Source organism: Kribbella speibonae, assembly GCF_004331375.1.
Classification (GTDB): domain Bacteria; phylum Actinomycetota; class Actinomycetes; order Propionibacteriales; family Kribbellaceae; genus Kribbella; species Kribbella sindirgiensis.
In genome coordinates this window covers 360,100-386,031 of the sequence record NZ_SJKC01000003.1, presented here as the reverse complement: position 1 = coordinate 386,031, position 25,932 = coordinate 360,100, and the positions used below count along the sequence as shown (strand labels likewise).

Here is a 25,932-nt window from a genome sequence, read left to right as displayed (position 1 = left end):
ATGCTGTAGCTAGTCTTCTTGCCTCTTCGTCAGCGGTCGTCGTCTGAGCTGAAGATGGTGTCGCCTTCGTCGGTTCGGGGGTCCTGCTGGGGGCGGCGGCGCATGTGTTCGGGGGGCTGTTCTTCCTCGAGGATGCCGTCGCCGGGGCGGCCTTCGGGGCCGCCGAAGAGGAGGTCGGACATTTGCAGGTGGACGTGCTCGACGTGCGGTACGTCGGGGAGCACGACCTGACCGCGTTCGCCGGCGGACTCGATGTGCAGCGTGCCGCAACCGAGGATGCGGTCCACCAGACCGTGCTCGTACGACACGTCGTTGATCCGCATCAGCGGGATGTCCCGGCCGGTCCGGGTGAGGATGCCGTGCCGGGTGATCAGCCGCCGGTTGGTGATCGTGTACGTCGAGAAGAACCAGTTCAGGAACGGCTTCACCGCGAAGGTCGCCAGGATCACGACTCCGACCGCGAGGATCGCGATCCGGGCCGGGGTCTGCAGCGACCCGGACGGCACGATCGCGGCCAGGAAGCCGCCCAGGCCCGCCACCACGAGCAGCAGGAAGACCGGCCCGATCAGCGCCTTCCAGTGCGTCCGGGTGCTGACGACGACGTACTCGTCCTCACCCAACAACTTCGCCGAGATCGCCATGGCCCCAGTCTCACAGGTACCGGGTTCGGTTGTCCCCTCCCGACACGATCGAGGGCAGCCACGCGGGCACGATCCGGGGACGAAAAGGTTTAACACTTCACAAAATGCATACAGTGAGCCAGGATGCGCGATGGGTTAACAAGCTGGGGACCAGAAGGAGCCGTGATGGCAGTCTTGTCGATTCTCGACCGGGAGCACACCGTCGCACCGCCGGGCTACAGCCGCTGGCTGATCCCGCCGGCCGCGCTCGCCGTCCACCTGTGCATCGGCCAGGCGTACGCGACCAGCGTCTACAAGACGTCGATGGTGAAGCATTTCGACACCAGCCAGACCGCGGTCGGCGTGGTGTTCAGCATCGCGATCGTGATGCTGGGTCTGTCCGCCGCCGTCGGCGGCACCTGGGTCGAACGCAACGGACCGCGGAAGGCGATGTTCGTCGCCGCCTGCTTCTGGGCGACCGGGTTCCTGGTCGGGGCGCTCGGCATCGGCACCGGCCAGCTCTGGCTGGTTTACCTCGGGTACGGCGTGATCGGCGGCATCGGCCTCGGGATCGGGTACATCTCGCCGGTCTCCACGCTGATCAAGTGGTTCCCGGACCGTCCGGGGCTCGCGACCGGCCTGGCGATCATGGGCTTCGGCGGCGGTGCGCTGGTCGCCAGCCCGCTGTCCCGCCAACTGCTCGGCCTCTACGACTCCGGCTACGACCCGAACGTGAGCACGTCGGTGGCCGGCGGCGGCGCGCTGGTCGGCCTGTTCCTGACGCTGGGCGTCGGCTACTTCGTGATCATGATGTTCGGCGTCTTCAACATCCGCGTCCCGGCCGACGGCTGGGCGCCGGACGGTTTCGACTCGTCGGCGGTGCGGCAGAAGGCGCTCGTCACGACCGGCAACGTCTCGGCGGCGAACGCGATCAAGACGCCGCAGTTCTGGTTCCTGTGGGTCGTGCTGTTCTGCAACGTCACCGCGGGGATCGGAATCCTCGAGCAGGCCAGCCCGATGATCCAGGACTTCTTCCGCGGCGACAACGGCAAGTCGAGTGTCGCGGTCGCGGCCGCGGCCGGGTTCGTCGGCCTGCTGTCGATCTTCAACATGGCCGGCCGGTTCGGCTGGTCGTCGACCTCCGACGTGATCGGGCGGAAGCCGATCTACGCGATGTACCTCGGCGTCGGGATCGTCGCGTACACGCTGCTGGCGTCCGTCGGGCACACCAGCACGGTGGTCTTCGTACTGCTGGCCGCGGTCATCATCTCGTTCTACGGCGGCGGGTTCGCGACCGTTCCGGCGTACCTGCGGGACCTGTTCGGCACGTATCAGGTCGGCGCGATCCACGGCCGGCTGCTGACCGCGTGGTCGGCGGCCGGGATCGCGGGCCCGCTGATCATCAACGGGTTCCTGGACCGCGAGGGCAAACCGGGCACGCTGACCGCGGCGGCGTACCGGCCGGCGCTGTTCACGATGGTCGGCGTCCTGGCCGTCGGGTTCGTCGCGAACCTGCTGATCCGCTCGGTCTCCGAGCGATTCCACGAGAAGTCCGAATCGACAGTGGAGGCGGAAGCATGAATCAGACTCCGCGTTTGGTGATCTCCTGGCTCCTGGTCGCCGTACTCCTCGGCTACGGCATCATCCAGACCCTGATCACCGCAGCCAAGCTTTTCACGCACTAGAGCGAAAACGATCAAGTGCGGCGCTGAGGCGGCGGGCACGATGGTCACATGACCGACGTGTTCGCCGCCTTCGTCTCGGCGCTGGCCGACGCCCTGGACGAGCACGAGGCGACCGCGGCCGAGCTGGCCGCCCGCGTCCGGTTGTCGCGGTCGCACCTGGACCGGATGGTCGAGGCCGCGGCCGGTGAGCGGCCCGCGCAGCTGCGGCGGCGGATCCTGCTCGAGCGGGCGGCGTACCGGCTGCTGACCGGGCCCGGACACATCCTCGACGTCGCGGTCGAGGCCGGGTACGGCTCGCACGAGGCGTTCACCCGAGCGTTCAGTCGCGCGTACGGCGTACCTCCTGCGCACTGGCGCGGACGGCCGGACCGGATCCGGCTGGACGCGCCCAGCGGCATCCACTTCCACCCGCCGAACGGGCTGCGGGTACCGGCCAGGGACGAGGTGAGTTCGATGGATCTGATCCGGACGATGGTTGACCACCACATCTGGCTGCTCGGCCAGATGCTGCGCCAGGCGGGGTCGCTGACCGACGAGCAACTCGACCGCCCGATCGAGATCTCGGTCGAAGGAATCGACGCGGATCCGACGCTGCGATCGTTGCTGTCCCGGCTGGTCGGGCAGCTCGGCATGTGGCACGCGAACCTGGCGGGCGCGACGTACGACTTCTCCGTCGAGAAGGGCGAGAGTGTGCAGAGCATGCGGCGCCGGCTGGACGAGGCCGGTCCGGCGTTCGCCGGCGAGGTCGGTGAGCTCTGTACGGCGAACCGCCTGGACGAGCTGATCGTCTGCCCGGGTGAGAACGTCGAGGTGTACACGGCCGGCGCGATGATCGCGCATGTGCTGACGTTCGCGTCGTACCGCCGGACGCTGGTGGCCGGGGCGCTGCACCATGCGGGGTGCGACGACCTGGACAGCGGCGACCCGATCCGGTGGATCAGCTGATGGGCGCGCGGCTGGTGGCGGTGAACGTCGTCCATGAGCTGATCCGCGGACCGACCCGGTGGACGGCGATCGACAAACGTCCGATGCCGGGGGCGGTCGAGGTCGGCGAGCTGGGGCTCGTGGGCGATCGGCAGTGTGACACGCGGTACCACGGCGGGCCGGACAAGGCGCTCTACGCGTACGCCGAGGAGGACGCGGACTGGTGGGCCGCCGAGCTGGGGCGGGAGATTCCGCCGGGGTTGTTCGGGGAGAACCTGACGACGCGGGGGCTCGACATCACCGGTGCGCTGATCGGTGAGCGGTGGCGGATCGGCGGGATCGTGGTCGAGGTACGGTCGCCGCGAACGCCGTGCGGGAACCTGTCGGGGCGGATGGGGATCAAGCGCTTCCACCACCGCTTCGCTCGCACGGGACGCGTCGGCGCCTACCTGAGGGTGCTGGAGACCGGCAAGGTCCGCGCGGGCGACCGGATCGTGGTCGAACACCGGCCCGCCGACGGACGGACGATCGGCGACGAAGCACGAGGTACCTAGGCGCTGCGCAGGTGGGTCACGTCTCCGGCCGCCAGCGGTCTCGGGCCTTCCTTCGTGTCGACGATCAGGCGACCGTCGTCCGCGAGGTCCCGGGCGGTGCCTTCGAGGAACGTGCCGTCGGGGAGTTCCACACGCACCGCCTGCCCCAGGGTCGCGGACAGTTCGCGGTACTCCGGGAGAACCACGGCCGGATCACCGTTGGCGTCGACCCACGACCGGTACCGATCGGCGAGCTCACGCAGTACTGCCGCCATGACGGTCGCCCGGTCGGTTGTTGCCGCCTTCTCGAGGGCCAGGGAAGTAGCTGCCTCGTGCGGCTTCTCCTCCTCGCGGAGGGTCACGTTGAGACCGATGCCGATGACTGCGGCCGGTCCCTCGACCCGCTCCAGCAGGATGCCCGCGAGCTTGCGGTTCTCGACCAGTACGTCGTTCGGCCACTTCACCTGCGCCGGAATCTCACCGACCTTCCGCACCGCCGCCGCCACCGCCAGCGGGACCAGCAGGCCCAGCCAAGGCCACCGTGACGCCTCAACAGCGGTCGGACGCAGCAGAACCGACATCAGCAATGCAGAGCGCGGCGGTGTGGTCCAGGTACGCCCTAGCCGCCCGCGACCGGACGACTGGTACTCCGCAGCAACGACCAGCCCTTCAGACTGACCACCTGCGGCCGCAGCCGCCACAACCGCATTCGTCGACGGTGTCTCCGCGAGTACGTCGATCTGCGTCCACAACGCACCGGGACGCACCAAGCGGCCCCGCAGGAACTGCTCATCCAGCGGGGGCCGCTCCAGGTCGCTGAACCTCATCCGGTGTTCTGCAGACCGGCAGCAACGCCAGAAACGGTCAGCAACAGCAGCCGCCGAGTGCGGACGATCTGCTCCTCGTCCAGTGAGTCATCGGTCCGTAGCGTCCGCAGTGCCCGCAGCTGCAGATAGCTGAGCGCGTCGACGTACGGGTTGCGCAGCTCGACCGCACGGCCCAGCACACGGCGTCCCTGCAGCAGGCGCTCCTGGTCAAGCACCTTGAGCACCCACTCGGTAGTCAGCGCGTGCTCGTCCAGCATCTTCTGCGTGAGCTCCGGCCGGTCGCCCAGCTCCAGGTAGCGGCCGAGAATGCGCCGGTCCGTCTTGGCCAGCGACATCTCCGCGTTCTCCAGCATCACCTGGAACAGCGGCCAGTTCTGGTTCGCGTCCCGCAGCAGGTCGACGTCCCCGACCGCGGCAAGCGCCGTACCGAGGCCGTACCAACCGGGGGCGTTCACACGGGCCTGCGACCACGCGAACACCCACGGGATGGCCCGCAGGTCCTCCAGCGACGACACCGCGACCCCACGCCTGGCAGGCCGCGACCCGAGAGGCAGCTGGCCCAGCTCCTCCAGCGGAGTCACGGTGCTGAACCACTCCGCGAAGCCGTCTGCCTTCACGAGCGCGTGGTACGCCGTACGCGCTGCCTCGTCGAGGGTCTTCTCGACGACAGCGAACCGGTCAGCCGCGACCAAGGCCCGCTCCTCGACTGCCGGCGTCGACGCCAGCAGAGTTGCCGCGGTCACCTGCTCGATGTGCCGCTGCGCGATCGCCGAGTTCCCGTACCGGGCCGGGATCGCCTCGCCCTGCTCGGTCAGCTTGAACCGCCCGGCCACCGAGCCGGGAGCCTGCGCCAGTACGGCGCGGTTCGCCGGGCCACCGCCACGTCCGAGCGCGCCACCGCGGCCGTGGAACAGCGTCAGCCGGATCGCGTTGCGCTGCGCCCACGCGGTGATCCGCGCCTGGGCGTCGTACAGCGCCAGCGTGGCCGACACCGGTCCGACGTCCTTCGCGGAGTCGGAGTACCCGAGCATGACCTCGAAGCGCCGGTCGTTCGCGGTGAGCCGGTGCCGGACCCGGGTGAGCTGAATGGCGTTGTCCAGCACCTCCACCGAGTTCTGCAGGTCCTCACCGGTCTCGAACAGCGGTACGACGTCCAGCTCGATCGGACGCCCGTCCAGCGCCGCGTCGGCAAGCTCGTACACAGCCGCCAGGTCGCCGGCGTTGCGGGTGAACGACACGACGTACCGGCGGCAGGCCTCGGGGCCGAAGCGCTGCTGGATCTGACCGATCACCCGGAGGGTGGCGAGCACCTCTTCCGTCTGGTCGGACAGCTCACCACCGCCGAGCACCTCCTCCAGCGCCTTGGCGTGCACCGAGGAGTGCTGGCGGACCTCCAGCTCGGCCAGGTGGAACCCGAACGAGTTCACCTGCCAGATGAGCTGCTGCAGCTCGCCGTACGCCTGGCGTGGTGCACCGGCGGTCACCAGCGAGTCCTGCAGGACCTTGAGCTCGTGCAGGAAGTCAGCGGCCCGCGGGTACCCGAAGTCGGCGTCGCGGGCGCGGGTCGCGGCCAGCCGGCGCGCAGCGAGCAGCAGCAGCTGCCGGTGCGGCTCGGCCGGCGAGCGGGTCTCGATGTCGGTGATCAGCTCCGGGTTGACCGCGCGGGCGTCTTCCAGAATCCGGCGTACCGGCGCGGACGGCGGTGTCGTCGCGGCGTCCAGGGTCAGCGCGCGGCCGAGCGCCTCGGTGGCCTGCTCGAGCGCCCGCAGGACGTGGTCGGCCTGGATCTGCATGGCCTCCCGGGTGATCGCCGCAGTCACGTTCGGGTTGCCGTCGCGGTCGCCGCCGATCCACGAGCCCAGGTGGACGAACGGCGCCACCACCGGCGTCCGCGTCCCGGCCTCGTCACCGGCCAGTGCGTCGTCGAGCCGCCGGTACACGTTGCCGACGACGTCGAACAGCGTCTCCTCGAACACCGCCATCGCCGAACGCACCTCGTCCAGCGGCGAGGGCCGGCTGGTGCGGAGTTGCGACGTACGCCAGAGGATGTCGACCTGCTCGACCAGGCGGCGACGGTTCTCCGCGAGGTCGCTGTCACCGGCCCGCGGGTCGTGGCGCTCGTCCAGCAGCGAGCTGATCCGGCGGATCGTCGCCAGGACCGCGCGCCGCCGCGCCTCCGTCGGGTGCGCGGTCAGCACGGGCCGGAACTCCAGGCCGTTCAGCAGCGCGCGGGCCTGCTGCTCGCCGCTGTCGCGGGTGATCTGCTCCACCGCCTGCGCCAGCTCCGACACCACAGCCTCGCTGCCGGCGCGGTCGCGCTCACGCAGGACGCGGGCCCGGTGCAGCTCTTCGCTCAGGTTCGTCAGGTGGAAGTAGCAGGTGAACGCGCGGGCGACGTCCTCGGCGCGCTCATGCGGCCAGGAGGCGACCAGCTGCTCGGCCGCGGCGCCGTCACCGGCGATGGTCAGCTCACGCAGCTTCTCGACGTCGTCGAGCAGCGGCTGACCGGCGTACTCGACCAGAACTTTGCCGAGGATCTCGCCGAGCAGGCGGACGTCGGCCCTGAGTTCCTCAGGCACCTCGAACCGCGCGCGGGTACGGGTCTCACTTCCGGTCTCGCTCACGTTCGCCCACCCTATCGGCGGACGCCCGTCGATGCCGCACAAGTCCGCCCCCTGGAAGCCAACCGTGACCGCACCCCCAGCTACTCCACAGTAAGCCGGAACAGTAAGCCGGGCTCAGACGGTCCCGAAGCCGCCGCCGACGACCTGGGCGACGGTCCTGGCGAGTTCGGCCGGGGTGCGGTCGGTGCCGTCGACGACGAGCATCCGGGCGCAGGCCTCGATCATCGAGGCGAGCAGCTCGGCCAGCACCGGGAGGTTCGCGTCCGGGTCGGTGACGCCGGGGAGGGACTTGACCAGGGTCAGGCGCAGGCTCTCCACCAGGAAGGCACGGGCCGCGAGGACCCGCTCGGCGACGACGGGCGCGGCGCCGTACTGCGCGCCGAAGACGATCCGCCACGACTGCGGCTGCTTGGCGACGGCGGTGAGAAACGCGGTCACGCCCTCGAGGACGTGCTCCTGCGGGGTGCCGACGTTCGGGTCGGCGGGCAGCGCGGAGACGATCGAGATGACCAGGTGCTGCTCCTCGCGTGCGAGCAGGGCCAGCAGCAGCTCGTCACGGTTCGCGAAGCAGTCGTAGACGACCGGTTTGGTGACCCCAGCCGCGTCCGCGACCGACTGCATCGTGGTCCCGGCGTACCCCTTCGCGGAGAAGACCTCGAGGGCCGCGTCCAGGACGAGCGGACGGCGACGCTCGGGCCCGAGGTGCGGCGCGCGCCGGCGCCTCTCACCGTCATCGACCACTTGACAAAGCTATCGCATCGTAGGAAATTCCTACGGTCTGGTAGGAACTGCCAACGGGGGTGGTCCATGACCGTACGAGGCAGTGCCGGCTGGCTCGAGTCCGACGGCCTCACGGCCCTGGACGCGGGTGAGCTCGCCCGGCTGGTCGACCGGACGTCGGAGCGGGAGCTCCGGCATCGACTCATCGGGGGTGTACGAGAGATCGCGTTGCGCGAGATCTTTCGCCGGATGCCGGAGTACCTCCGACCCGCCCGAACCGCCGGGTTCGATGCTGTGATCAGCTGGCAGATCACCGGCGCGGGCGGGGGCGGACGCCGCGAGACGGTCGACGAGTACTGGCTCCGCGTCCACGACGGCCGCTGCACGCTCGAGTCCCCAGGCGCCACTCCTCCGGATATCACCATCCGCACCGACCCCACGACGCTGCTCCGCATCGTCACCGGCAACGAGGACCCCGTCCTGGCCGTCCTCAAACAACGCCTCTCGGTCCGCGGCGACCTGGCCCAAGCCGCCCGCCTCCCCAAGCTCTTCAGCGCCGGCCCGCTGTAGAGCGATCAGCGGCCGAGGGTGGGACGGTTCTGATCGGGGCCGGACGTCGGGCGGTTCGCCGTGGGGGCGGAGTCGCGGGGCTGTGCCCGCGGGCGGGTGAGTGCCGGGTCGTGTCCGGAGGCGAAGCGCGCCATCGGAGCCGCGACCTCCCGGTCCGCCATGAGTGACTCGCGCTGGGCCAGGCCGGGCTCCTCCGCATAGCTCTCGGCCATCATCACAGCCGCCTTACCCGTCTCGACGCCGTACTGCCGAGCAGCATCTCGCTCGGTACCCAGCTCGGTCGGCAGCGCCTCGAACCGGCGATCGGCCTCATCGGTGATCATCCGGCCGGCGTACGGCCGCTCGATGTTCGGCACCCCGACAGCCTCGACCAGCTCGTCGGCGGCTGCCTGGGTCATCAGCACCCTGCCTTCACCAGCCATCCGACGCAGCGTCTCGCCCTCCTCCAGGCCGGCGACGTCGTCGACGACGGCCGCGAACGCACGGGCCGCCGGCGCGAGTCGCTGGTCCGGGAGCGGCGGCTGCGCCTGCCGTACCTGGGTCGCGAGCTCGTACGGCAATGCGCGGTCGGCGATCTCCCGCAGGTGGTCTTCGGCGTACGCCGTCCCGACGGCCTGCTCGATCGTGGCGAATCGCGGTGCGACCGAGTCCGCCGCCGCCTCGTGCCGTGCGTCGTACTCGTCCGGAACGGCCCAGCGTGCGTACGCCGCCGCGACGACCTGGACCGCCTCGCGGGCATCGGCCGCGTCCTCCGCGCTGAGCGGGTACGTGGAGCTGCTCTCGAGCAGCTTCCCGAGCGCCGCCGCCTGCCCCTCGGTGAGCCGCAGAGTCGTGTCGGGAGCTTGGCCCAGGTCGGGTTCGAGCTTGCCGTTCCACCGCGAGTTGGGTGTGTCGGTCAGTTCCCCCACGGCGCCCTGGATCTGTTCGCACAGCTGGTAGACCGATTCCGGACGCTCGACAGCCGGCGGCCAGCCGAGCTCGTCGAAGGACCGATGCAGATGGTCGAGCTCCTCGCGGGCGGTCTCGCTCGCTGAGGTGATCGCGGAGGAGCCGAACCGGGCGACCTGCTGCCGATCGGCCAGGACGGCGCCGATCTCCGGACCCGGCCGCTGCCGCTCGTGGTTCTCGAACCGGGATTCGAGCTCATCGGCGATCGAGGTCGTGAGCGTGTTCCGGTCCGCGGCCGGCAGCACGGCGAAACCGGGCCGCGACTGGAGCAACAGCCGGGCCGCGGTCGTCGCGTGGGCGCCGTGCCCGGCAGCAACGATCTCGTGCCGGATGGTCCCCGCCGGGCGCCCGGTCCGCGCGCTGATCGCCACCACGGCCGCGTGCGCGGCCAGCAGGTCGCCCTCGAGTTTCGGCGTCGGGAAGATCCCGAGATCCTCCGCGCGCCCGCCCGGCCGAAGCTCGGCCAGCAGCCGCGGGGTCTCGTACAGCGCGTGCAGCCGGCTCATGGCCGTCTCGAACCGGGCCCGGCCGTAGGGGTACAGAGATTCGTCGGTCGGCTCCCGCGGTTCCAGTACGCCGACGCAGCCCGCGACGGTCTCGACGAGGGCCGCGCGAACCGCGACGCGCGGGTCCGGCTCGCCGGGGCGCGGCGCGAGCCGGGCCGGGATGTCGAGGTTGTCCGCGAGCAGCCGCAGCCGCCGCTGATCGGACCGTGTCACCCGCCGGGTGATCTGGTCGCCGACCGCCAGCGACCGGCTCCCGGTGTCTGCCTCGACCAGCTCGTTGATTCTCCGGATCAGAGCACTGACCTTCGCGTCCGCCACAGCGGCAACCTACCGGGGCTCAAGTTCAGCGACCCGCTGCGAGCGACGTCACAGGCGGTACGGCGTACTGGCGCGTAGGCTGCCCGTTCATGGGAGAGACCGTGAACATCCACACCACCGCCGGGAAGATCGCGGACCTCGAGCAGCGGCTCGACGACGCCGTCCACGCCGGGTCGGAGCGTGCGGTGGAGAAGCAGCACGCACGCGGTAAGAAGACCGCGCGTGAGCGGATCACGCTGCTGCTGGACGAGGGCTCCTTCTCCGAGCTGGACGAGTTCGCGCGGCACCGCTCGACGAGCTTCGGGCTGGACGCGAACCGCCCGTACGGCGACGGCGTGGTGACCGGGTTCGGCACCATCGACGGCCGTCAGGTGTGCGTGTTCGCGCAGGACTTCACGGTCTTCGGCGGCAGCCTCGGCGAGGTGTTCGGCGAGAAGATCGTCAAGGTGATGGACCTGGCGATGAAGATCGGCTGCCCGCTGATCGGCATCAACGACTCCGGCGGCGCCCGGATCCAGGAAGGCGTCGTGTCGCTCGGGCTGTACGGCGAGATCTTCCGCCGCAACGTCCGCGCGTCCGGGGTGATCCCGCAGATCTCGCTGATCATGGGCCCGTGCGCGGGCGGCGCGGTGTACTCGCCCGCGGTCACCGACTTCACCGTGATGGTCGACGAGTCGTCGTACATGTTCATCACCGGCCCGGACGTGATCAAGACCGTCACCGGCGAGGACGTCACCCAGGAGGAGCTCGGCGGCGCCCGGACGCACAACACCAAGTCCGGGAACGCGCACTACCTGGGGTCCGACGAGGAGGACGCGATCGAGTGGGTGAAGGCCCTGGTCGGTCACCTCCCGCAGAACAACCTCGAGGACCCGCCGGTGTACGACGCCCCGGCAGATCTCGAGCCCTCCGAAACGGACCTCGCGCTCGACACGCTCGTCCCGGACTCGCCGAACCAGCCGTACGACATGCACACCGCGATCGAGGCGGTCGTCGACGACGGCGACTTCCTCGAGGTGCAGACGCTGTTCGCCCCGAACCTGATCGTCGGCTTCGGCCGGGTCGAGGGCCGCCCGGTCGGCGTCGTCGCGAACCAGCCGATGCAGTTCGCCGGCACCCTGGACATCGACGCGTCCGAGAAGGCGGCCCGGTTCGTCCGGACCTGCGACGCGTTCAACCTGCCGATCCTGACCTTCGTCGACGTCCCCGGCTTCCTGCCCGGCACCGACCAGGAGTGGAACGGCATCATCCGCCGCGGCGCCAAACTGATCTACGCCTACGCCGAGGCGACCGTCCCGATGATCACCGTGATCACGCGCAAGGCCTACGGCGGCGCGTACGACGTGATGGGCTCCAAGCACCTCGGCGCCGACATGAACATCGCCTGGCCGACCGCACAGATCGCGGTGATGGGCGCCCAGGGCGCGGTCAACATCCTGCACCGCCGCGAACTCGCCGCAGCCGAGGACGTCGAGACCCGCCGCCAGGAACTGATCACCGAGTACGAGGACCATCTGGCGAACCCGTACATCGCGGCCGAACGCGGCTACATCGACGCGGTGATCAAACCGAGCGAGACCCGCGCCGAGATCGTCCGCGCCCTCCGCCTGCTCCGCACCAAACGCGACACCCTGCCCCCGAAGAAGCATGGGAACATTCCGCTGTGATCGAGATCCGCAAAGGCAACCCGACACCGGAAGAGCTCGCCGCCCTGGTCACGGTCCTCGCCGCCCGGGCCGCCGCTCCCGCACCCGCCCCCGACCCGGACCGGGCCAGCAACTGGGCCACCTACTGGCGCAACGCCCGCACCCCGTTCCACCCGGGACCGGGCCAGTGGCGGGCGTCAGCCCATCCCTGATCGTGGCTAGTCGTCGCTCGTCAGCTTGGACTCGTCGAACCAGAGCTCGGACGGAACGCGCCGGGTGAGTTCTTCCAGTACGACGGTGGCGCCGCGGAACATGTCCGGGTCGACAGGGATCGTGCACCCGTTGGTACCGAAGACCAAGGTCATGCCGTCCGGGCTGCGCATCACGCCCGCGACCTCGTCCCAGCGGATCTGATGGATGCCGTCCGCATCCCGGAGGACCAGCGCGTCGTCGGTGCGGACCCACAACATCGAGCGGGCCTCCTTGACGAACGCCCGCGCGGTCAGCGGCGGCTTGAAGGTGCGCCCCTCCGGTAGTTCGGCGATCACCGGGCACGCAGCCGCGAGCGTGAACCCGGCCGCCTGCCACACCTCCAGGGCGTGCTCGTCGCCGTAGCCGATCGCGCCCGGCAACGCGGTCTTGAGTACCGCGGCGATGTCCGACGACTGCACTGCCGCCAGCCGCGTCGCGCTCACCGAGGGCAACTCGGGCTCGCCGATGATCCGGCTCATCGCGTTGCTGAACGCTCGCCGTACCTCGGGATCGTCGGTGGCCACCAGATTCTCCTCGGCGCGCGCGATCTGATGCGCCAGCTCGGCCGCCGTCGGTCCGTTCTCCGCGAGGTCGGTCAGGGCAGCGACGACCGCACGGGACACCGCGTCCTCGCTGCCTTCGCGCGCCTCGGCGTACACGATCCAATCGCTCGCCCCGCCGGGCCCGGCGACGAGGTCGACACCGATCTCGTAGCTGTGCCCGCCGACGAAGCGACACTTCTCCTCGATCCGCTGCCGCAACGTCATGATCGAGAGCGTCGACAGGCGTACGTCGTCGTCCGGCGGCAGCGTCAGAAGTACGCCGGACGCGGGGATGCCGTGCCCGACCACGACCGGCCCGTCGAAGGACCGTGCAACCGGCAGCACCCGGGCCGGAGCCGGACCGCTCGGCAACGCGAGCTCGAGGCCCTCGGGGAGCGGACCGGTCACCTGCAGCACCGCGTTCGCCGGAACGAACCACTCGTTGGCGAACGAGATCACGTGCTCCGGCGTGAGCCCGTCGTACCCAGGCCCTTCCAGCCAGGCGAGTCCGGGACCGCGAGCGCCGTACCGGACGTTCAGGAGCAAGGCCACGACCGGATGCGCGACGTTGCCCTCCTCCGCGGTCAGCACGCGCGCTTCCAGGTCCAGCCGGTCGACCGGCGGCGCGGCAAGCGCGCGGCACAGGCGGTTCAGGAACTCACCCACGCGCGCCGTTGACCCCGACGCGACGAAGGTCGTCGTCAGCAGGTCGACCTCGGCGTTCATCTCGATCGGCAGATCCCGGACGGTGTACATCACCAGATGCTCGAGGGCGTGCGCGACGCCGATGGTGCGCAGCGTCTCGTCGCGGCTGCCGACGGCGAAGGTCAAGGTGACATCGGTATGCCGCTGCTGCTCACCGTGCCGCACCACCTGAACGCCGTTGATGTACTCATCCACGGAGCGAACCCTAGCCGTCAGATACGCCGGAACCGCACCACCGGCCTCAGCCTCGGCCGTCGGGGCCGTCCTTGCCGTTGCCCAGCCCAGGTTTGCCCAGCCCAGGTTTCCCCGGCCCGCTCCCTGGCTTCTCGTGGTCCGAGGCGGGCCCAGAACCGACCGCACCCGACGCGGGCGCGATCCCCTGGTCGAACGTGACACCGCCGAAGTCCGCCATCTGCGTGTAGAACCGCTCGGAGGTGCGGACCATCTCGATGGCTCCGGCCGCAATCCGTTCGCCGCCCAGCAGCCCTGCCGACTTGACCGTCTCCACCTCGGAGAGTCCGGCGAATCCGGCGCCGACGAGACCGGCGAGTTCGCCCCGGAACGCAGCGGCCCGGCCGGGATCGGACAGCAACTCGGGCAGCCGGGTCCGGCTGATCATCAGGTCGGCCAGCGCACCAGGCCGGCGGGATGCGGACTCGCGGGCTCCGGCCCGGAGTACGTCGTCCGCGCGCAGATCCTCGAACTCGGCCGCGAGCTCGCCCGCGAACGCGTTCGCCGCGATCGTCCATCCCGGATAGGACGGCAGCACCGGCTCCGGACCGGCGGCCACGGCGCGGGCCAGTGCTTCGGCGAGCTCGGGTGGCAGGACCCTGCGGATCATTCCCGGCGTCTCGCGGTGGGTGAGCGCCTCGATGAAGGCTTCCTCGGCCGGATCCTGCTCGTCGCGGTCGAGATCACGGATCCGGTCCGCGATGGTCCAGTCGGCCGAGGCCGTCAGGTGGCCGAGTTCGTGGGCGGCGGCCTTGAGCCCGCGCTGGCACAGACGCGCGAACTTCGGGTCGGACAGTGCGCTCGGGCCTTCGGCGTACAGGCGCTCGAGGACGTCCACCACCAGGGGTCCGCTGAGGAGAATCTGTCCATCCGCGGTCGCCTGTCCTCTGGCGATCTCGGCCCGCCCTGGCGGCAGAAAGTCGATGCGGCCGGTCCAGACGGTGGCCTCGGCCTGATGGAAGCGCATCACCTCGGCGGCGATGCGGTCCCACAGCCCGTCGAAGGCCGGTACGTCGCTCGCTGGGTCGCGGCGGATCATCGCGAGGCGATCCGCTCCAGTACTCGCAGCAGGGTCGCGTTCATGTCGAGCGCGGCGTCGCGCTCCTCGTCGGTCGGCGCCGCCGCGGCGATGCGGGCGATCTCGGCGATCCCCGCCTCGACATGCGCGCGCTGCTCGGCCGGCGCACCGTCCGGGAGGCGCCGGGCCTGCAGCAGTACGTCGAAGGCGTGGTCGACGGCGGCACTGCCCGGCGTAGTTGCCTCCAGCAACAAGCGCTCGGTCGCCTCCAGGTACCGCTGCGCCTTGGCGGGGTCGTCGTCCACCGTCAGGACCAGGGCGCGCAACCGTTCGACGCCGGTCCTGAACGCCGCGACGTCATCCGCCTCGCGCACGACCTTGGACCGCTCGGCGTAGAACTCTTCGAACCGCATGCCTCGGATGATCGCACACCAGGGGGCGGCGCTGGTGCCGTTCAGGTACGGCGGAAGCGGACCAGCGGGTACGTCGGGGGCTCGCCGGTGTTGCGGGTTGGGCCGGGGAACGTGGTTGCGCCGTCGAGGACCAGGCCGTGGCGGGACGCGACCGTGACCAGGTGGGCGAGGGCGTCCTGGGAGCGGGTGTCGTTGGGGCCGCGGCCGTCGGCGTAGCGGCTGGCGTCGGACTTCTCGGCGGTGGTGACGAAGACGCCGTCGGTGCGCAGGACCCGCGCGACCTCGGCGATCACCGGCTCGCTGTCGTCGAGCAGGTGCAGCAGCCAGACGGCAACGACGGCGTCGCACCGGCGATCGCCCACTGGCAGTTGCGCCGCGTCGGCGGCCGCGACATGCCCGGGCAGCCGAACGTTCGCCCGCTGCAGCATCGCCGTGGACAGGTCGAAGCCGTGCACCAGGTTGCCCAGAGCAACCAGCTCGGCGCCGACGATGCCGGTGCCGACCGCCAGTTCGAGCACTCGTCCACCCTTGGGGACAAGCGAGTCGACGGCGCGCGCGGCCGCTTCGGCGCGGGCGGGTCCGCCGCGCGTCTCGTCGTACGTCGACGCCACGGATTCGTCGTACGTGAAGGGTTTCTGGGAGCGCCACAGCTCGGGCCAGGTGATGTCGACGTCGGTCAGCATCCGGCGCAGCAACGGCAGCGAGAGTCCGACGACGTTGTGGTAATCGCCCTCGATCGCCGTGACGAACGGGCCGCCGAGTCCGTCCACCGTGAACGCGCCGGCCACCACGAGCGGCTCGCCGGTCGCGACGTACGCGTCGATCTCCTCGTCGGTGAGGTCGGCGAACTGGACCTGCGTCGACGCCAGCTCGCGGATCTCCTGCTTGGAGGTCGTGTCGAACAGGCAGTGGCCGGTGTGCAGTACGCCGCTGCGCCCGCGCATCATCCGCCAGCGTTCGCGCGCGACCTCGGGAGTACCGGGCTTGCCGTACGCGACGCCGTCGAACTCCAGGACCGAGTCGCAGCCGAGGACCGTCGCGTGATCGGTCAGGTTCGCGACCACCGCACGGGCCTTGAGCGTGGCGAGCAGACGGGCGAGTTCGCCGGGGTTCTCCGCGGTGACGTTGTCCTCGTCGACGCCGGAGACGATCACCTCGGGCTCGATGCCCGCGGCGCGCAGCGTCTTCAGCCTCGCCGGTGACGCCGACGCCAGGACGAACCGGACGCTCACAGCTTCGCCAGCGCCCGGCGCAGCGGGTCGAGCCCGATCGACCCGAGGTTCAGCGCGTCGGAGTGGAACGTCCGCAGGTCGAACGCGGATCCCTTGCGCTGCTTGGCCTCTTCCCGCGCCTGCAGCCAGATCCGTTCACCGACCTTGTACGCCGGTGCCTGGCCCGGCCACCCGAGGTAGCGGTTCAGCTCGGCCTGCAGGAACTCGACCTCCATCCGGCAGTGCGCCCGCAGGAACTCGAACCCGAGGTCGGCGTTCCAGCGCTCCCCCGGCCGCCAGCCGAACGGGTTGTCCTTCGGCACCTCCAGCTCCAGGTGCATGCCGATGTCGACGATCACCCGCGCCGCGCGGAACCCCTGCGCGTCCAGCATGCCGAACCGCGCGCCCGCGTCCTCGAGGTAGCCGAGTTCCTCCATCAGGCGTTCGGCGTACAGCGCCCAGCCTTCGCCGTGGCCGGAGACCCAGCAGGCGATCCGCTGCCAGCGGTTCAGCAGGTCGGTGCGCAGCATCGTCTGCGCGCACTGGAGGTGATGCCCGGGCACGCCCTCGTGATAGACCGTGGTGACCTCGCGCCAGGTGGCGAACTTCTCGACGCCGCTCGGCACCGCCCACCACATCCGGCCGGGCCGGGTAGTCAGGTCCTCGCTCGGCGGCGTGTAGTAGATGGAGCCGTCCGAGGTCGGCGCGATCATGCACTCCAGCCGGCGGATCTCATCGGCGATGTCGAAGTGCGTACCGGCCAGCTCGGCGACGGCCGCGTCGGACTGCTGCTGCATCCAGTCCCGGAACGCGTCCTTGCCGTGGATCGTCCGCGCCGGGTCGTCGTCCAGCAGCGCGGCGGTCGCCTCGATGTTCCGGTCGCCGCCGTTCAGACCGGCCGCGATCGCCTGCATGTCGTTCTCGATCCGGGCCAGCTCCTGCCAGCCCCACGCGTACGTCTCCTCGAGGTCGATCTCGGCGCCGAGGAAACTGCGCGACGCCAGCTCGTACACCTCCCGGCCGCACGCGTCCCGCTCCGGCGCCCGCGGCGCGAGCTCGGAGGTCAGCCAGGAACCGAACTGGTCGAACGCCTTCCGCGCCGCCGCGGCCGCGGCCTCGACGGTCGGCTTGACCGCGCTCTCGGGCGCCTGCGCGGCGAGACCGGCGAAGAAGTCGTCGCCCTCGGCACCGGTCCAGCTGGCGATCCGCCCGGCCAGCCCGGTCACCTGACGCACCGCGGAGATCCGGCCCTGATCGGCCTGCTCGAGCAGCGTCTCGCGGTACCCGTCGAGCGTCGTACCGACCTGGTTCAGCCGGATCGCGACGATCTCCCAGTCCTGCTCGGTGTCGGTCTGCATCAGGTCGAACACCTGCCGCAACCCCGCCGGCACCGAGGCGATCGCGTTCAGCTGATGCTGCGGTACGCCGGCCTCGTGGCGCTCGAGCTCCAGGCCGAGCCGCTCCACGAACGCATCCTTGGCGACCTCCTCCCGCGGACTCGCCGGCTCGATCGCGGCGGCCTCGGCGAGCGACCTCTTGAGCAGCTCGAGCCGCGCCTCGAATCCGGCGGGTGTGAAGTCCGGCAGCTCGTGGTCGTGGCCGGCGACGCCCAGCTCGGTCGCCAGGATCGGGTCGAGCACGATCTCCTGCTCCAGGTGCCGCTCGGCGAGCTGGTCGATCGGGCTGTTCGGGGTGGTGGCTGCAGTCACCTGATCGACCCTACCTGTCGAGGGCAGCGGGGACTGACCTGTTTGTTGCCGATACTGTGGCGGTCGCTGAATGCCAGCACGAGGGACGAGAGGAACGGCGTTGAGCCAGCCACCCTACGGGCCGCCCGGCCAGAACCCGCCGTACCAGCAGGGCCCACCGCAGGGCCCGCCACCGGGTCAGTACGGTCCTCCCCCTGGTCAGTACGGCGGCCCGCCCCCGCAGGCGCCGTACGGTGGTCCGCCCCAGGGTCAGTACGGCGGCCCTCCGCAGTACGGGCAGCAGCCGCCACAGGGTCCTGGCTTCGGCTGGGGCCCTAGCTTCGGCCCGGGTGGTCCCGGCGGTCCTGGCGGTCCCGGGATGGGCTGGCAGCCGCAGCAGCCGCGGAAGAAGTCGAAGGCGCCGCTGATCGCGATCCTGACGATCGTCGGGATCGCCGTCGTCGGCGGCGCGATCATCGGCCTGGTCCGCAAGGCCACCACCGACGTGACCACGCCGCCGGTGACGCCGAGCCGGTACACCCCGTCGCCGACCAGCTCCCCGACCGAGGAGCCGACGGAAGAGCCGACCGAGGAGCCCTCCGAGTCGCCGTCCGAGGAGCCGACGACCACCGAGCCCACCACCACGGAGACGTCCAGTACGCCGAACAAGCCGGACGACGCCGTCGTGGTCGGCAAGAACGCGCTCTACAAGGTCGGCCAGATGAAGACGGTCAACTGCAAGGAGCCGAAGGCACGGCCGACGAACGCCCGCGGCGCGGCCGCGTACTGGGCCGCGATCAAGCCCTGCCTGGACAAGTCGTGGGCGCCGCTGGTCGCGAAGGCCGGCTACAGGTTCACCGCGCCGCGGATGACGTACTGGTCCGGGACCTCGATGTCCACGCCGTGCGGCGACGGACCGGTCGCCGTACCGTTCTACTGCTCCGGCAACCACATGATGTACATGAAGGTGGACGTCTTCGTGAAGGCGTACACCCAGTACCCGGGTGATCAGATCGGTCAGGCGTACGCGCGGATGTGGTACAGCCGGTCGATCGCCCACGAGTACGGCCACGCCGTGCAGTTCATGACCGGGATCCTGCAGTCGTCCAGCAACCTGCGCTACGAGCAGCCGGACTACGAAGGCCGGACCCGGATGACGCGCCGGATGGAGCTCCAGGCGAACTGCTTCGCCGGTGTCTTCCTCGCCGCGAACAAGCGCAGCTACCCGATCAACGGCAACCTGCTGTACGTGTGGAAGAAGTACGTCGTCACCGCGGGCGACAAGCCCGAAGAAGGCGACCACGGCAGCGTGGCCAGTCAGGCGCGCTTCATGGGGAAGTCGTTCAACACGGCCAACCCGGCCAGTTGCAACACCTTCTCGGCGTCACCGGCCAACGTCAGCTGACAACTCCGGCGGCGCCACCTGCCGCCAGGAGTCGACGAGGATGTCGTACAGCTCGTCGGCGTCCTCCAGTGCCCCGAGGCGGGCTCGAACCCAGTTCGAGCCCGCCTCGTGTTTCGGCACCCAGAACTTCTCCGGCTCCGCCGCGATCAACTCCGCACGCTCCAACCGAGGACACCGCACCGCGAACGACGTCTGATCATCAGGCACCGTCACAAACATCCGCCCCACCACATCAAACGTCGGATGCCCCCACCGCCGCTTCTCCACCGTCTCCGGCAACGACAGCGCAATCCGTCGTACGTCCTCAGCATCCAGCACGGTCACACTGTAGAACGCGCACGGCCGGGCAGGAGGAGGGCTACCAGGGCGCCGGCGGCGACTATGGCGGCTCCGGTCCAGACGGCGGGGACCAGGCCGGCGGCGTATTGGGTTGGGGACTCGTAGGAGCCGGCTGAGGCGAAGACTGAGGCGAGTACGGCTACGCCCATGGCTACTCCGACCTCGCGGATTGTGTTGTTCGTGCCGGAGGCTACGCCGCGATCCGCGTCCGAGGCGCTTTCCATCACCACGCTGGCGGACGGGGCGAAGGTCAGGCCCATCCCGATGCCGGCGAGGATGAACGGTGCGACGAGTTCGCCGTACTGCGTGGTTGACGTGGTGACCAGTGCGATCCAGGCGAGCGCGGTGGCGAGGAGCGCCTGACCTGCCACGATCAGGATCCGGGGGCCGACGCGGTCGACGATCAGGCCGGCGATCGGCGCGACGACGAGCGGGGCGGCGGTCCACGGCAGCGTGCGGACACCCGACTGGAACGGCGTGTACCCCTGCACGACCTGGAAGAACTGCGCCAGCAGGAACACCGCCCCGAAGACACCGACCGCGAAGGTGAACGCAACCACGTTCACAACACTGAACGAGCGAACCGAGAACAACCGCAGCGGCAGCATCGGCGCGACCGCCCGGCGCTCCCACCCGAGGAACGCGGCCAGCAGCACGCCACCCGCGATCAGCGAACCGAGCACCCCGGCGGACGTCCAGCCGTCATCGGCTCCGTGCACGACACCCCAGACGACGGACAGTACGCCGGACGTCGCCAGCACGAGCCCGAGCAGGTCGAGCTGCTTCGCCGTACCGCGCGACTCGGTCAGGACCCGGGCGGCGAGCACGATCGCGACGACTCCGACCGGAACGTTCAGCCAGAAGATCCACTGCCAGTTGAGACCGTCGACGACGGCTCCGCCGACCACTGGACCGACGGCGATCCCGAGGCCGGAGATGCCGCCCCAGATCCCGATCGCGGCGCTCCGCATCTTCTCCGGTACGGCGCCCGCGAGCAACGTCAGCGACAGCGGCATCACGGCGGCCGCGCCGATGCCCTGGATCGCGCGGGACCCGATCAGCATCCACGGCTCGGTGGCCAGCGCGCAGGCCGCCGAGGCCAGGGTGAACAGCGCGATCCCGCCCAGGAACACCCGCCGCCGGCCGAGCCGGTCGCCGATCGCGGCCGCGGTCAGCAGCAACGCGGCGAAGGCGAGCGTGTAGGCGTTCACGAACCACTGCAGGTCCGACAGGGACGCGCCCAGCTCGGACTTGATCACCGGCAGCGCGTTCGTCACCACCAGGTTGTCCAGCGTGACCATGAACACCGGGATCCCCACGGCGGCCAGCACCAGCCCGAGTCCGCGGCTCCGGGGAGCGGTCAGTTCCCTCTCGTCGAGAGCGGTCGATGTCATCTCGTACCCCTAGTTGTAATTGACTGATAACAAGCTCGATCACGAGAGTATGCATCGACTGATAACATGTCAAGGGAGTGGAAGGAGCACGGATGACGCCCAAGGTTCGGCTGACCGCCAAGGAGCGTGGCGCCGAGGTTCTGCAGGCCGCGGTCCAGGCGTTCGCGATGTCCGGGTACGACGGCACCAAGACCGACGAGATCGCCCGGCTGGCCGGGGTCTCACAGCCGTACGTGATCCGGCTGTTCGGCACCAAGCAGGAGCTCTTCCTGGCCGCCGTACGGAGTGCTTGCGACCGGATCGAGCAGACCTTCCGCGACGCCGCGGCCGAGGCGCCGGAGCTGGGCGCGCTGGGCCGCAACTACGAGCGGCTGTTCGAGGAGCCCGAGATCCTGCTCGTCCTGCTGCAGGGCTTCTCCGCGAGCGGTGATCCCGTGATCGGGGATTGCGTCCGGGAGCGCTTCGGTCGCATCTACAACCTGGTCCGCGAGTTGACCGGTGCGTCACCCCAGCAGGCGCGAGAGTTCCTCTCCACCGGGATGTTGCTGACCGTCATGTCCGCCATGCAGGTGATGGGCCCGGACGCGATCCCGATGCCGTGGGCCGAGGAGATCCAGGGAACGTTCGGCGAGCACTAATCGCGGCCGAGTTTCTGGCCGGCGGCGAACCAGATGGTTGCCGCGGCCAGTGCGGTGGCGGCGACGGTCACCAGGAGCGAGCCGGCTACGTCAGCGTCGCGGATCAGGGCGGCCGCTCCGGCGACGGCCGGTACCAGCAGTACGGCGATTGCTCCCGGCAACCACCAGCGTCGCAGGGCTGCTCGGTGCACTCGCGCGTACGACGGCAACTGACCGGCGAACGCGGCGGCCAGGTGGAGGACGACGAGCGCGACTGCTGTGATGGCGAGGCTCCAACTCGGAGCGCTGGGTGCACGCATGAGCCAGCCGAGCGTCACCACGAGCACGAAGAGCAGCGCTGCGAAGGAATCCGGGAGGACCACGGTGCACAGCAGCAGCGCGGCGCCGACGATCGGGACAAGGTCCGCCTGATCCCACGACTGCACCGAAGGCACAACCAGCGCGATGGTCCCCGCCAGCGCAATCACCAGCCGAGCAACCACCACAGCCTGCCCAGACGCCCGCACCTGCGCCAACCAGAGCGTGATCTTCTCGTCAGCTGTCACGAGCACCACCCGCGGCGAGGTATCAGTACTGTCATGAGCGGATCCTTGGGGCGGCGGAGAGCCTGGCGGCGTCTCGGAGGACCTCGTCGAGGGTGCCGGCGCCTTGCCAGGGGACGGTGGGTACGCCGAGGTCGCTGAGGCGGTCGAGGTCTCGGCGGCGTTCGAGCAGCCGTAGGCGCCAGGCGAGAGGCCACGACCGGGCGTCGTGCGCGTCGAGGTCCATGATCGACGCAACATCCGGCGGCAGCGTGTCGACCGCGATCACAGTGCAGCCGGAGTGGACGAGGGTCACGATGTAGCCGAGGATCGTCGGCCGCAGCAAGGGGCTGAGGACGAGCACCAGGCTGTCCGAGCGAACCCGGTTCCGCCGCGCCAACTGCTCCTCGTCCTGCTGCCGGCCACGCCGGTCCGCGTGCACCAGCGTGTCCAGGATCCGCCGCAGATGCGCCCGCCCGCTCCCCGACCGCACACCGCGGAACAGGCTCCCGGTGTCGATCAGCCGTACCCGATCGCCGTTCCGCAAGTAATGCTCGGCGATCGCCGCGGCCGCGCGGACGGCCGTGTCGAGACTCGAGGACCGCCCGTCGATCCCTTCACTGATCCCGATCTCGCCGCCGGTGTCGACCATGATCACGACCTCGGTGTCCCGGTCCGACCACGTCGACATGACGTGCAGTTCCTGCGTCCGCGCCGACACCGCCCAGTTGATCCGCCGCAACCGGTCCCCGGTGCGGAACGGCCGTACCCCGGCCAGTTCCGTCCCTTCGCCCGGCCGCCGCGACCGGTGCAACCCGACCAGTCCGGCCGGCCGCGGTACGGCGTCCACCGCCTCGAACCCCTCGCGCAACGGCAGCGTCGTGACCGCTTGCGACTCCGCCGACGTCACCTGGATCCGGTACGCCCCGACCGTCGACGTCGCCGCGACCGTTGGCCGCTCCAACGACCGCAGTCCCCACCGCTTCGACCGTACGCCGACCTCCAGCCGCACCTCACCGTGCGAGACCGGTTCGGCGATCGCAGCCTGCGGCGGGTCGTACTGGAACCAGAGCGTCCGCGGCAACGCCGCCACGATCAGATCGATGTCCGGGTCGACGGACTCCGGCACCCGCATCCGGTACGTCGTACCCTGCCCTTCGAACAGCACGTCCGCGTCCAGCTCGGTGTGCACCTCCGGGCGCTCGCGTGGCCGGAAGAACCGCCCCCAGGCGGCGAGGAACGCCAGCGGCAGACCGAACACGGCCGCATCCGGCCGCCGCAGCAGCACGGCCGCCCCCAGGAGCACCGCAGCGACACAGATCGCCCGGACCTGCGCGTGCGTCGGCTGCCAACTCATGACACCACGGTGGGTGGCGCAGCAACCGATGCGAGCACAGTTCGGACTACTGTCGCGCCACTGACTTCGTGCAGCCACAGCTCCGGCCGCACGGTGATCCGGTGCGCCAGCGCAGCCACCGCGACTGCCTTCACATCCTCCGGTACGACGTAGTCCCGGCCCTTGATGACGGCGTACGCGCGTGCAGTCAGCAGCAGCGCCAGCGACCCACGTGGCGACGCCCCGACGAGGACCTGGGAGTCCCGACGGGTCGCCGTGGCGAGATCGACGCAATACTGACCGACGGTGTCGTCCACGGTCACCGTCTCGACCGCACGCTGCGCGGCACGCAGGCCGGCGGCATCCGTCGCCGCCTCGACCGACTGGTCCTCGGTACGGCGGCTCATCCGGCGCCGTAGTACCTCCCACTCCTCCGCCGGACTCGGGTAGCCGAAACCGATCCGCAGCATGAACCGGTCGAGCTGCGCCTCCGGGAGCGGGTAGGTGCCCTCGTACTCCACCGGGTTCGCGGTCGCGAGCACGTGGAACGGCGCGGGCAGCGGGAACGTCTGCCCCTCGACCGTCACCTGGTGCTCCTGCATGGACTCCAGCAGCGCGGCCTGCGTCTTCGGCGGCGTCCGGTTGATCTCATCGGCCAGCAGCAGGCCGGTGAAGATCGGGCCCGGCCGGAACACGAACTCGGAGTCCTTCTGGTCGTACACGAACGCGCCGGTCACGTCCGACGGCAGCAGGTCCGGCGTGAACTGCACCCGCCGGAACTCCAGCCCGAGCGCCTGCGCGAACGACCGCGCGGCCAGCGTCTTCGCCAGCCCCGGGTAGTCCTCGAGCAGTACGTGCCCGCCGGCCAGGATGCCCGCGAGCACCAGTTCCAATGCCTCGGCCTTCCCGACCACGGCCTGGCTGACCCGCTCCAGCACCTGCCGGCTCAGCTCGGTCACCTCACCGAGCTTCAGTTCGCCCTCAGTCACTGGGTCGGTCACTGGGTCGGTCACAGGTCTCCCTCACAGGTTCTCGATGGTGTGGATCGCGTACTCGATCTCGTCGAGGGACGCGGTGCGCTTGTCGTCGCCGGCGATCAGCTGCCAGAGCCGGTCGCCGGTGATCGCGCGGGCGCGGTCCGGCTCCAGCCCGGGGTCGACGCCGTGCCGGTGCACCAGACGGTCGGTGGCCAGCTCGAACAGCAGCGGACGGACCCGGCGGGCGAAGGTCTGCGATCCCTCGCCGGCACGCCGTTCGCGGCTCGACTCCTGCAACCAGGTGGCGATGAACTGCGTACGGTTGTCGTTGGTCCGGGCTCGCAGCGCGGCCAGGTTGTCGTCGTGCCGCCCCGGCCAGCTCGTCTCCAGGGTCTGCGGCATCACCAGCCGGATCGCCAGCGACACCAGACCGACCGCGAGCGCGGACGCCACGAACCACAACGGTCGCGGCGCCATACCGGCAGCACTGAACACAGCCACCAGCAACAGACTCACCAGCACGGCAAACCCCAGGTGCTGCATCAGCAGCTTGTTCGGCAGCCGCCGACGCTTGGCCTCCGGCGGCGGCCCCTTCTCCTCCAGAGCAGTCCAGCGGTACGACGTCATACGACCTCCGCCTCTACGGGACGAGCCGCGGCGAGCTCGTCGCGTAGGCGCAGCAGGGCTGCGCGAGCCTCTGTGCGGGCCTGCTCGCTGGAACCGTGTGTCGAGTACCGCGCTTCGCGGTACAACGCACCGAGCTGGATCAGCTGCGGCTCGGAGATCCCACCGATCCCGAGCACCCGCACGGTGAACTCGGCCGGTGTCTCGGACGGATCCCGCGGTACGCCGGCCGAAGCGGCCGCCTCCTCCAACGCGACCCAGCACGCGACGACCGCGTCGGTCGCCGTACCGGTGTCGATACGCGCCAGACCCGTGTCGACCGCCTCGGCCAGTCGCTCCGCCTTCATCCGCTCCCAGTCCGGCTCGTCGGCCTCCACGTGCGGGAGCCGGACCCGGCGCACGATCCGGATGATGAGCAGCAGGATGAACCCCACCACGGCGGCGATGATCAGGTAGACCACGGCCTGCCACAGCGCCAGTACCCACGCAGGCGGCTCGCCCTGCGGGAGTATGCGCGGCGATGGGGTGTCGGACGGCTCGGGCGCTGACGCGGTCTGCGTGGGAACCGGCAGCGGTCGCGGGCTGGCGCTCAGCGTGCTGTCACTGATCGGGCGCACCGGCCCGCTCGCAGAGGCGAGCACGACGAAGCCGGCCACCACGACCCCCACGAGCAGCACGGCTACCGCCGCGAGCGCACCCCGACGCTGCGTCTGCATC

At 70.2% G+C, this 25,932-nt stretch carries 26 protein-coding genes; 9 read left to right on the top strand and 17 right to left on the bottom strand.

Annotated elements, in window-relative coordinates; translation table 11 throughout:
* Positions 1-29: 29 nt before the first annotated feature.
* Positions 30-641 carry a PH domain-containing protein gene (locus E0H92_RS23095; protein WP_131460213.1) on the bottom strand — a complete coding sequence of 204 codons (612 nt, stop codon included), beginning with the start codon at positions 639-641 and terminating at the stop codon, positions 30-32.
* A 165-nt stretch (positions 642-806) separates the two neighbouring features.
* On the opposite strand from E0H92_RS23095, the gene E0H92_RS23090 reads away from it, so the two are divergent.
* Genes E0H92_RS23090 through E0H92_RS23080 form a run of 4 tightly spaced genes read left to right on the top strand, consistent with a single transcriptional unit; the run spans position 807 to position 3,783 of the window.
* A complete protein-coding gene (locus tag E0H92_RS23090) occupies positions 807-2,201 on the top strand; it encodes an OFA family MFS transporter (protein WP_131497688.1) in 1,395 nt (464 codons plus the stop codon).
* Positions 2,198-2,305, top strand: coding sequence for an MFS transporter small subunit (locus tag E0H92_RS45775; RefSeq protein ID WP_420323244.1), 108 nt, complete (start codon positions 2,198-2,200; stop codon positions 2,303-2,305). The genes E0H92_RS23090 and E0H92_RS45775 overlap by 4 nt, the downstream gene beginning before the upstream one ends.
* Positions 2,306-2,353: 48 nt before the next feature.
* On the top strand, positions 2,354-3,250 hold the full coding sequence (locus tag E0H92_RS23085; protein WP_131497687.1) for a helix-turn-helix transcriptional regulator: 897 nt from the start codon (positions 2,354-2,356) through the stop codon (positions 3,248-3,250).
* Positions 3,250-3,783: an MOSC domain-containing protein gene (locus tag E0H92_RS23080; protein ID WP_131497686.1), complete on the top strand. Its 534-nt coding sequence runs from the start codon at positions 3,250-3,252 to the stop codon at positions 3,781-3,783. Before E0H92_RS23085 ends, E0H92_RS23080 begins: the two co-directional genes overlap by 1 nt.
* On the opposite strand, the gene E0H92_RS23075 is transcribed toward E0H92_RS23080, so the two are convergent.
* The 3 genes from E0H92_RS23075 to E0H92_RS23065 all read right to left on the bottom strand — a co-directional run bounded on the left by E0H92_RS23075 (position 3,780) and on the right by E0H92_RS23065 (position 7,954).
* Entirely contained in the window at positions 3,780-4,589 is an 810-nt protein-coding gene (locus tag E0H92_RS23075; protein ID WP_131497685.1) for a biotin--[acetyl-CoA-carboxylase] ligase, read from the bottom strand. The two genes, E0H92_RS23080 and E0H92_RS23075, sit on opposite strands and share 4 nt — an antisense overlap.
* Positions 4,586-7,213 (bottom strand): phosphoenolpyruvate carboxylase, encoded by a 2,628-nt coding sequence (locus E0H92_RS23070; RefSeq protein WP_131460218.1) that lies wholly within the window; start codon positions 7,211-7,213, stop codon positions 4,586-4,588. The genes E0H92_RS23075 and E0H92_RS23070 overlap by 4 nt, the downstream gene beginning before the upstream one ends.
* A gap of 114 nt (positions 7,214-7,327) precedes the next feature.
* Positions 7,328-7,954: a TetR/AcrR family transcriptional regulator gene (locus tag E0H92_RS23065; protein WP_131460219.1), complete on the bottom strand. Its 627-nt coding sequence runs from the start codon at positions 7,952-7,954 to the stop codon at positions 7,328-7,330.
* Between the two features lie 66 nt (positions 7,955-8,020).
* On the opposite strand from E0H92_RS23065, the gene E0H92_RS23060 reads away from it, so the two are divergent.
* Complete coding sequence (locus tag E0H92_RS23060) at positions 8,021-8,503, top strand: SCP2 sterol-binding domain-containing protein (protein WP_131497684.1); 483 nt, start codon at positions 8,021-8,023, stop codon at positions 8,501-8,503.
* Between the two features lie 5 nt (positions 8,504-8,508).
* Here the strand turns inward: E0H92_RS23060 and E0H92_RS23055 are convergent, their stop codons facing one another.
* Positions 8,509-10,275: a hypothetical protein gene (locus tag E0H92_RS23055; RefSeq protein ID WP_131497683.1), complete on the bottom strand. Its 1,767-nt coding sequence runs from the start codon at positions 10,273-10,275 to the stop codon at positions 8,509-8,511.
* Between the two features lie 89 nt (positions 10,276-10,364).
* On the opposite strand from E0H92_RS23055, the gene E0H92_RS23050 reads away from it, so the two are divergent.
* The gene (locus E0H92_RS23050; protein WP_131460221.1) at positions 10,365-11,942 is read left to right on the top strand and encodes an acyl-CoA carboxylase subunit beta; all 1,578 of its coding nucleotides are present in this window, start codon (positions 10,365-10,367) and stop codon (positions 11,940-11,942) included.
* The gene (locus tag E0H92_RS23045) at positions 11,939-12,133 is read left to right on the top strand and encodes an acyl-CoA carboxylase subunit epsilon (protein ID WP_131460222.1); all 195 of its coding nucleotides are present in this window, start codon (positions 11,939-11,941) and stop codon (positions 12,131-12,133) included. Before E0H92_RS23050 ends, E0H92_RS23045 begins: the two co-directional genes overlap by 4 nt.
* Before the next feature lie 6 nt (positions 12,134-12,139).
* Here the strand turns inward: E0H92_RS23045 and E0H92_RS23040 are convergent, their stop codons facing one another.
* Genes E0H92_RS23040 through E0H92_RS23020 form a run of 5 tightly spaced genes read right to left on the bottom strand, consistent with a single transcriptional unit; the run spans position 12,140 to position 18,002 of the window.
* A complete protein-coding gene (locus E0H92_RS23040) occupies positions 12,140-13,615 on the bottom strand; it encodes a peptidase M16 family protein (RefSeq protein WP_165549925.1) in 1,476 nt (491 codons plus the stop codon).
* Between the two features lie 46 nt (positions 13,616-13,661).
* Positions 13,662-14,690: a hypothetical protein gene (locus E0H92_RS23035; RefSeq protein ID WP_131497681.1), complete on the bottom strand. Its 1,029-nt coding sequence runs from the start codon at positions 14,688-14,690 to the stop codon at positions 13,662-13,664.
* Positions 14,687-15,082: a hypothetical protein gene (locus E0H92_RS23030; RefSeq protein WP_131497680.1), complete on the bottom strand. Its 396-nt coding sequence runs from the start codon at positions 15,080-15,082 to the stop codon at positions 14,687-14,689. Before E0H92_RS23030 ends, E0H92_RS23035 begins: the two co-directional genes overlap by 4 nt.
* A 41-nt stretch (positions 15,083-15,123) precedes the next feature.
* The gene (locus tag E0H92_RS45655; RefSeq protein WP_165549923.1) at positions 15,124-16,314 is read right to left on the bottom strand and encodes a Maf family nucleotide pyrophosphatase; all 1,191 of its coding nucleotides are present in this window, start codon (positions 16,312-16,314) and stop codon (positions 15,124-15,126) included.
* A complete protein-coding gene (locus E0H92_RS23020; protein ID WP_202873779.1) occupies positions 16,311-18,002 on the bottom strand; it encodes a DUF885 domain-containing protein in 1,692 nt (563 codons plus the stop codon). The genes E0H92_RS45655 and E0H92_RS23020 overlap by 4 nt, the downstream gene beginning before the upstream one ends.
* A gap of 100 nt (positions 18,003-18,102) precedes the next feature.
* Between E0H92_RS23020 and E0H92_RS44245 the strand changes: the two genes are divergently transcribed.
* Positions 18,103-19,386, top strand: coding sequence for a neutral zinc metallopeptidase (locus E0H92_RS44245; protein WP_165549921.1), 1,284 nt, complete (start codon positions 18,103-18,105; stop codon positions 19,384-19,386).
* On the opposite strand, the gene E0H92_RS23005 is transcribed toward E0H92_RS44245, so the two are convergent.
* Complete coding sequence (locus E0H92_RS23005; RefSeq protein WP_131460226.1) at positions 19,366-19,704, bottom strand: MmcQ/YjbR family DNA-binding protein; 339 nt, start codon at positions 19,702-19,704, stop codon at positions 19,366-19,368. The genes E0H92_RS44245 and E0H92_RS23005 overlap by 21 nt on opposite strands.
* 2 nt (positions 19,705-19,706) lie before the next feature.
* A complete protein-coding gene (locus tag E0H92_RS23000; RefSeq protein ID WP_131497678.1) occupies positions 19,707-21,119 on the bottom strand; it encodes a DHA2 family efflux MFS transporter permease subunit in 1,413 nt (470 codons plus the stop codon).
* A gap of 92 nt (positions 21,120-21,211) precedes the next feature.
* On the opposite strand from E0H92_RS23000, the gene E0H92_RS22995 reads away from it, so the two are divergent.
* Positions 21,212-21,757, top strand: coding sequence for a TetR/AcrR family transcriptional regulator (locus E0H92_RS22995; RefSeq protein ID WP_131497677.1), 546 nt, complete (start codon positions 21,212-21,214; stop codon positions 21,755-21,757).
* On the opposite strand, the gene E0H92_RS22990 is transcribed toward E0H92_RS22995, so the two are convergent.
* Genes E0H92_RS22990 through E0H92_RS22970 form a run of 5 tightly spaced genes read right to left on the bottom strand, consistent with a single transcriptional unit; the run spans position 21,754 to position 25,931 of the window.
* Entirely contained in the window at positions 21,754-22,302 is a 549-nt protein-coding gene (locus E0H92_RS22990; RefSeq protein ID WP_131497676.1) for a hypothetical protein, read from the bottom strand. The two genes, E0H92_RS22995 and E0H92_RS22990, sit on opposite strands and share 4 nt — an antisense overlap.
* A gap of 31 nt (positions 22,303-22,333) precedes the next feature.
* Positions 22,334-23,635 (bottom strand): DUF58 domain-containing protein, encoded by a 1,302-nt coding sequence (locus E0H92_RS22985; protein ID WP_131497675.1) that lies wholly within the window; start codon positions 23,633-23,635, stop codon positions 22,334-22,336.
* On the bottom strand, positions 23,632-24,627 hold the full coding sequence (locus tag E0H92_RS22980; protein ID WP_238152516.1) for an AAA family ATPase: 996 nt from the start codon (positions 24,625-24,627) through the stop codon (positions 23,632-23,634). Before E0H92_RS22980 ends, E0H92_RS22985 begins: the two co-directional genes overlap by 4 nt.
* 9 nt (positions 24,628-24,636) lie before the next feature.
* Positions 24,637-25,218 (bottom strand): hypothetical protein, encoded by a 582-nt coding sequence (locus E0H92_RS22975; protein WP_131497674.1) that lies wholly within the window; start codon positions 25,216-25,218, stop codon positions 24,637-24,639.
* The gene (locus tag E0H92_RS22970; protein WP_131497673.1) at positions 25,215-25,931 is read right to left on the bottom strand and encodes a DUF4129 domain-containing protein; all 717 of its coding nucleotides are present in this window, start codon (positions 25,929-25,931) and stop codon (positions 25,215-25,217) included. Before E0H92_RS22970 ends, E0H92_RS22975 begins: the two co-directional genes overlap by 4 nt.
* Position 25,932 lies beyond the last annotated feature (1 nt).

Bases quoted from the DNA above. Each gene is read 5' to 3' on its own strand.
- E0H92_RS23095 (WP_131460213.1), bottom strand. From the start codon at position 641: ATGGCGATCTCGGCGAAGTTGTTGGGTGAGGACGAGTACGTCGTCGTC.
- E0H92_RS45775 (WP_420323244.1), top strand. From the start codon at position 2,198: ATGAATCAGACTCCGCGTTTGGTGATCTCCTGGCTCCTGGTCGCCGTA.
- E0H92_RS23050 (WP_131460221.1), top strand. From the start codon at position 10,365: ATGGGAGAGACCGTGAACATCCACACCACCGCCGGGAAGATCGCGGAC.
- E0H92_RS23075 (WP_131497685.1), bottom strand. From the start codon at position 4,589: ATGAGGTTCAGCGACCTGGAGCGGCCCCCGCTGGATGAGCAGTTCCTG.
- E0H92_RS22975 (WP_131497674.1), bottom strand. From the start codon at position 25,218: ATGACGTCGTACCGCTGGACTGCTCTGGAGGAGAAGGGGCCGCCGCCG.
- E0H92_RS23060 (WP_131497684.1), top strand. From the start codon at position 8,021: ATGACCGTACGAGGCAGTGCCGGCTGGCTCGAGTCCGACGGCCTCACG.
- E0H92_RS22970 (WP_131497673.1), bottom strand. From the start codon at position 25,931: ATGCAGACGCAGCGTCGGGGTGCGCTCGCGGCGGTAGCCGTGCTGCTC.
- E0H92_RS23030 (WP_131497680.1), bottom strand. From the start codon at position 15,082: ATGCGGTTCGAAGAGTTCTACGCCGAGCGGTCCAAGGTCGTGCGCGAG.
- E0H92_RS23080 (WP_131497686.1), top strand. From the start codon at position 3,250: ATGGGCGCGCGGCTGGTGGCGGTGAACGTCGTCCATGAGCTGATCCGC.
- E0H92_RS23035 (WP_131497681.1), bottom strand. From the start codon at position 14,690: ATGATCCGCCGCGACCCAGCGAGCGACGTACCGGCCTTCGACGGGCTG.
- E0H92_RS22995 (WP_131497677.1), top strand. From the start codon at position 21,212: ATGACGCCCAAGGTTCGGCTGACCGCCAAGGAGCGTGGCGCCGAGGTT.
- E0H92_RS23090 (WP_131497688.1), top strand. From the start codon at position 807: ATGGCAGTCTTGTCGATTCTCGACCGGGAGCACACCGTCGCACCGCCG.
- E0H92_RS23000 (WP_131497678.1), bottom strand. From the start codon at position 21,119: ATGACATCGACCGCTCTCGACGAGAGGGAACTGACCGCTCCCCGGAGC.
- E0H92_RS22985 (WP_131497675.1), bottom strand. From the start codon at position 23,635: ATGAGTTGGCAGCCGACGCACGCGCAGGTCCGGGCGATCTGTGTCGCT.
- E0H92_RS23085 (WP_131497687.1), top strand. From the start codon at position 2,354: ATGACCGACGTGTTCGCCGCCTTCGTCTCGGCGCTGGCCGACGCCCTG.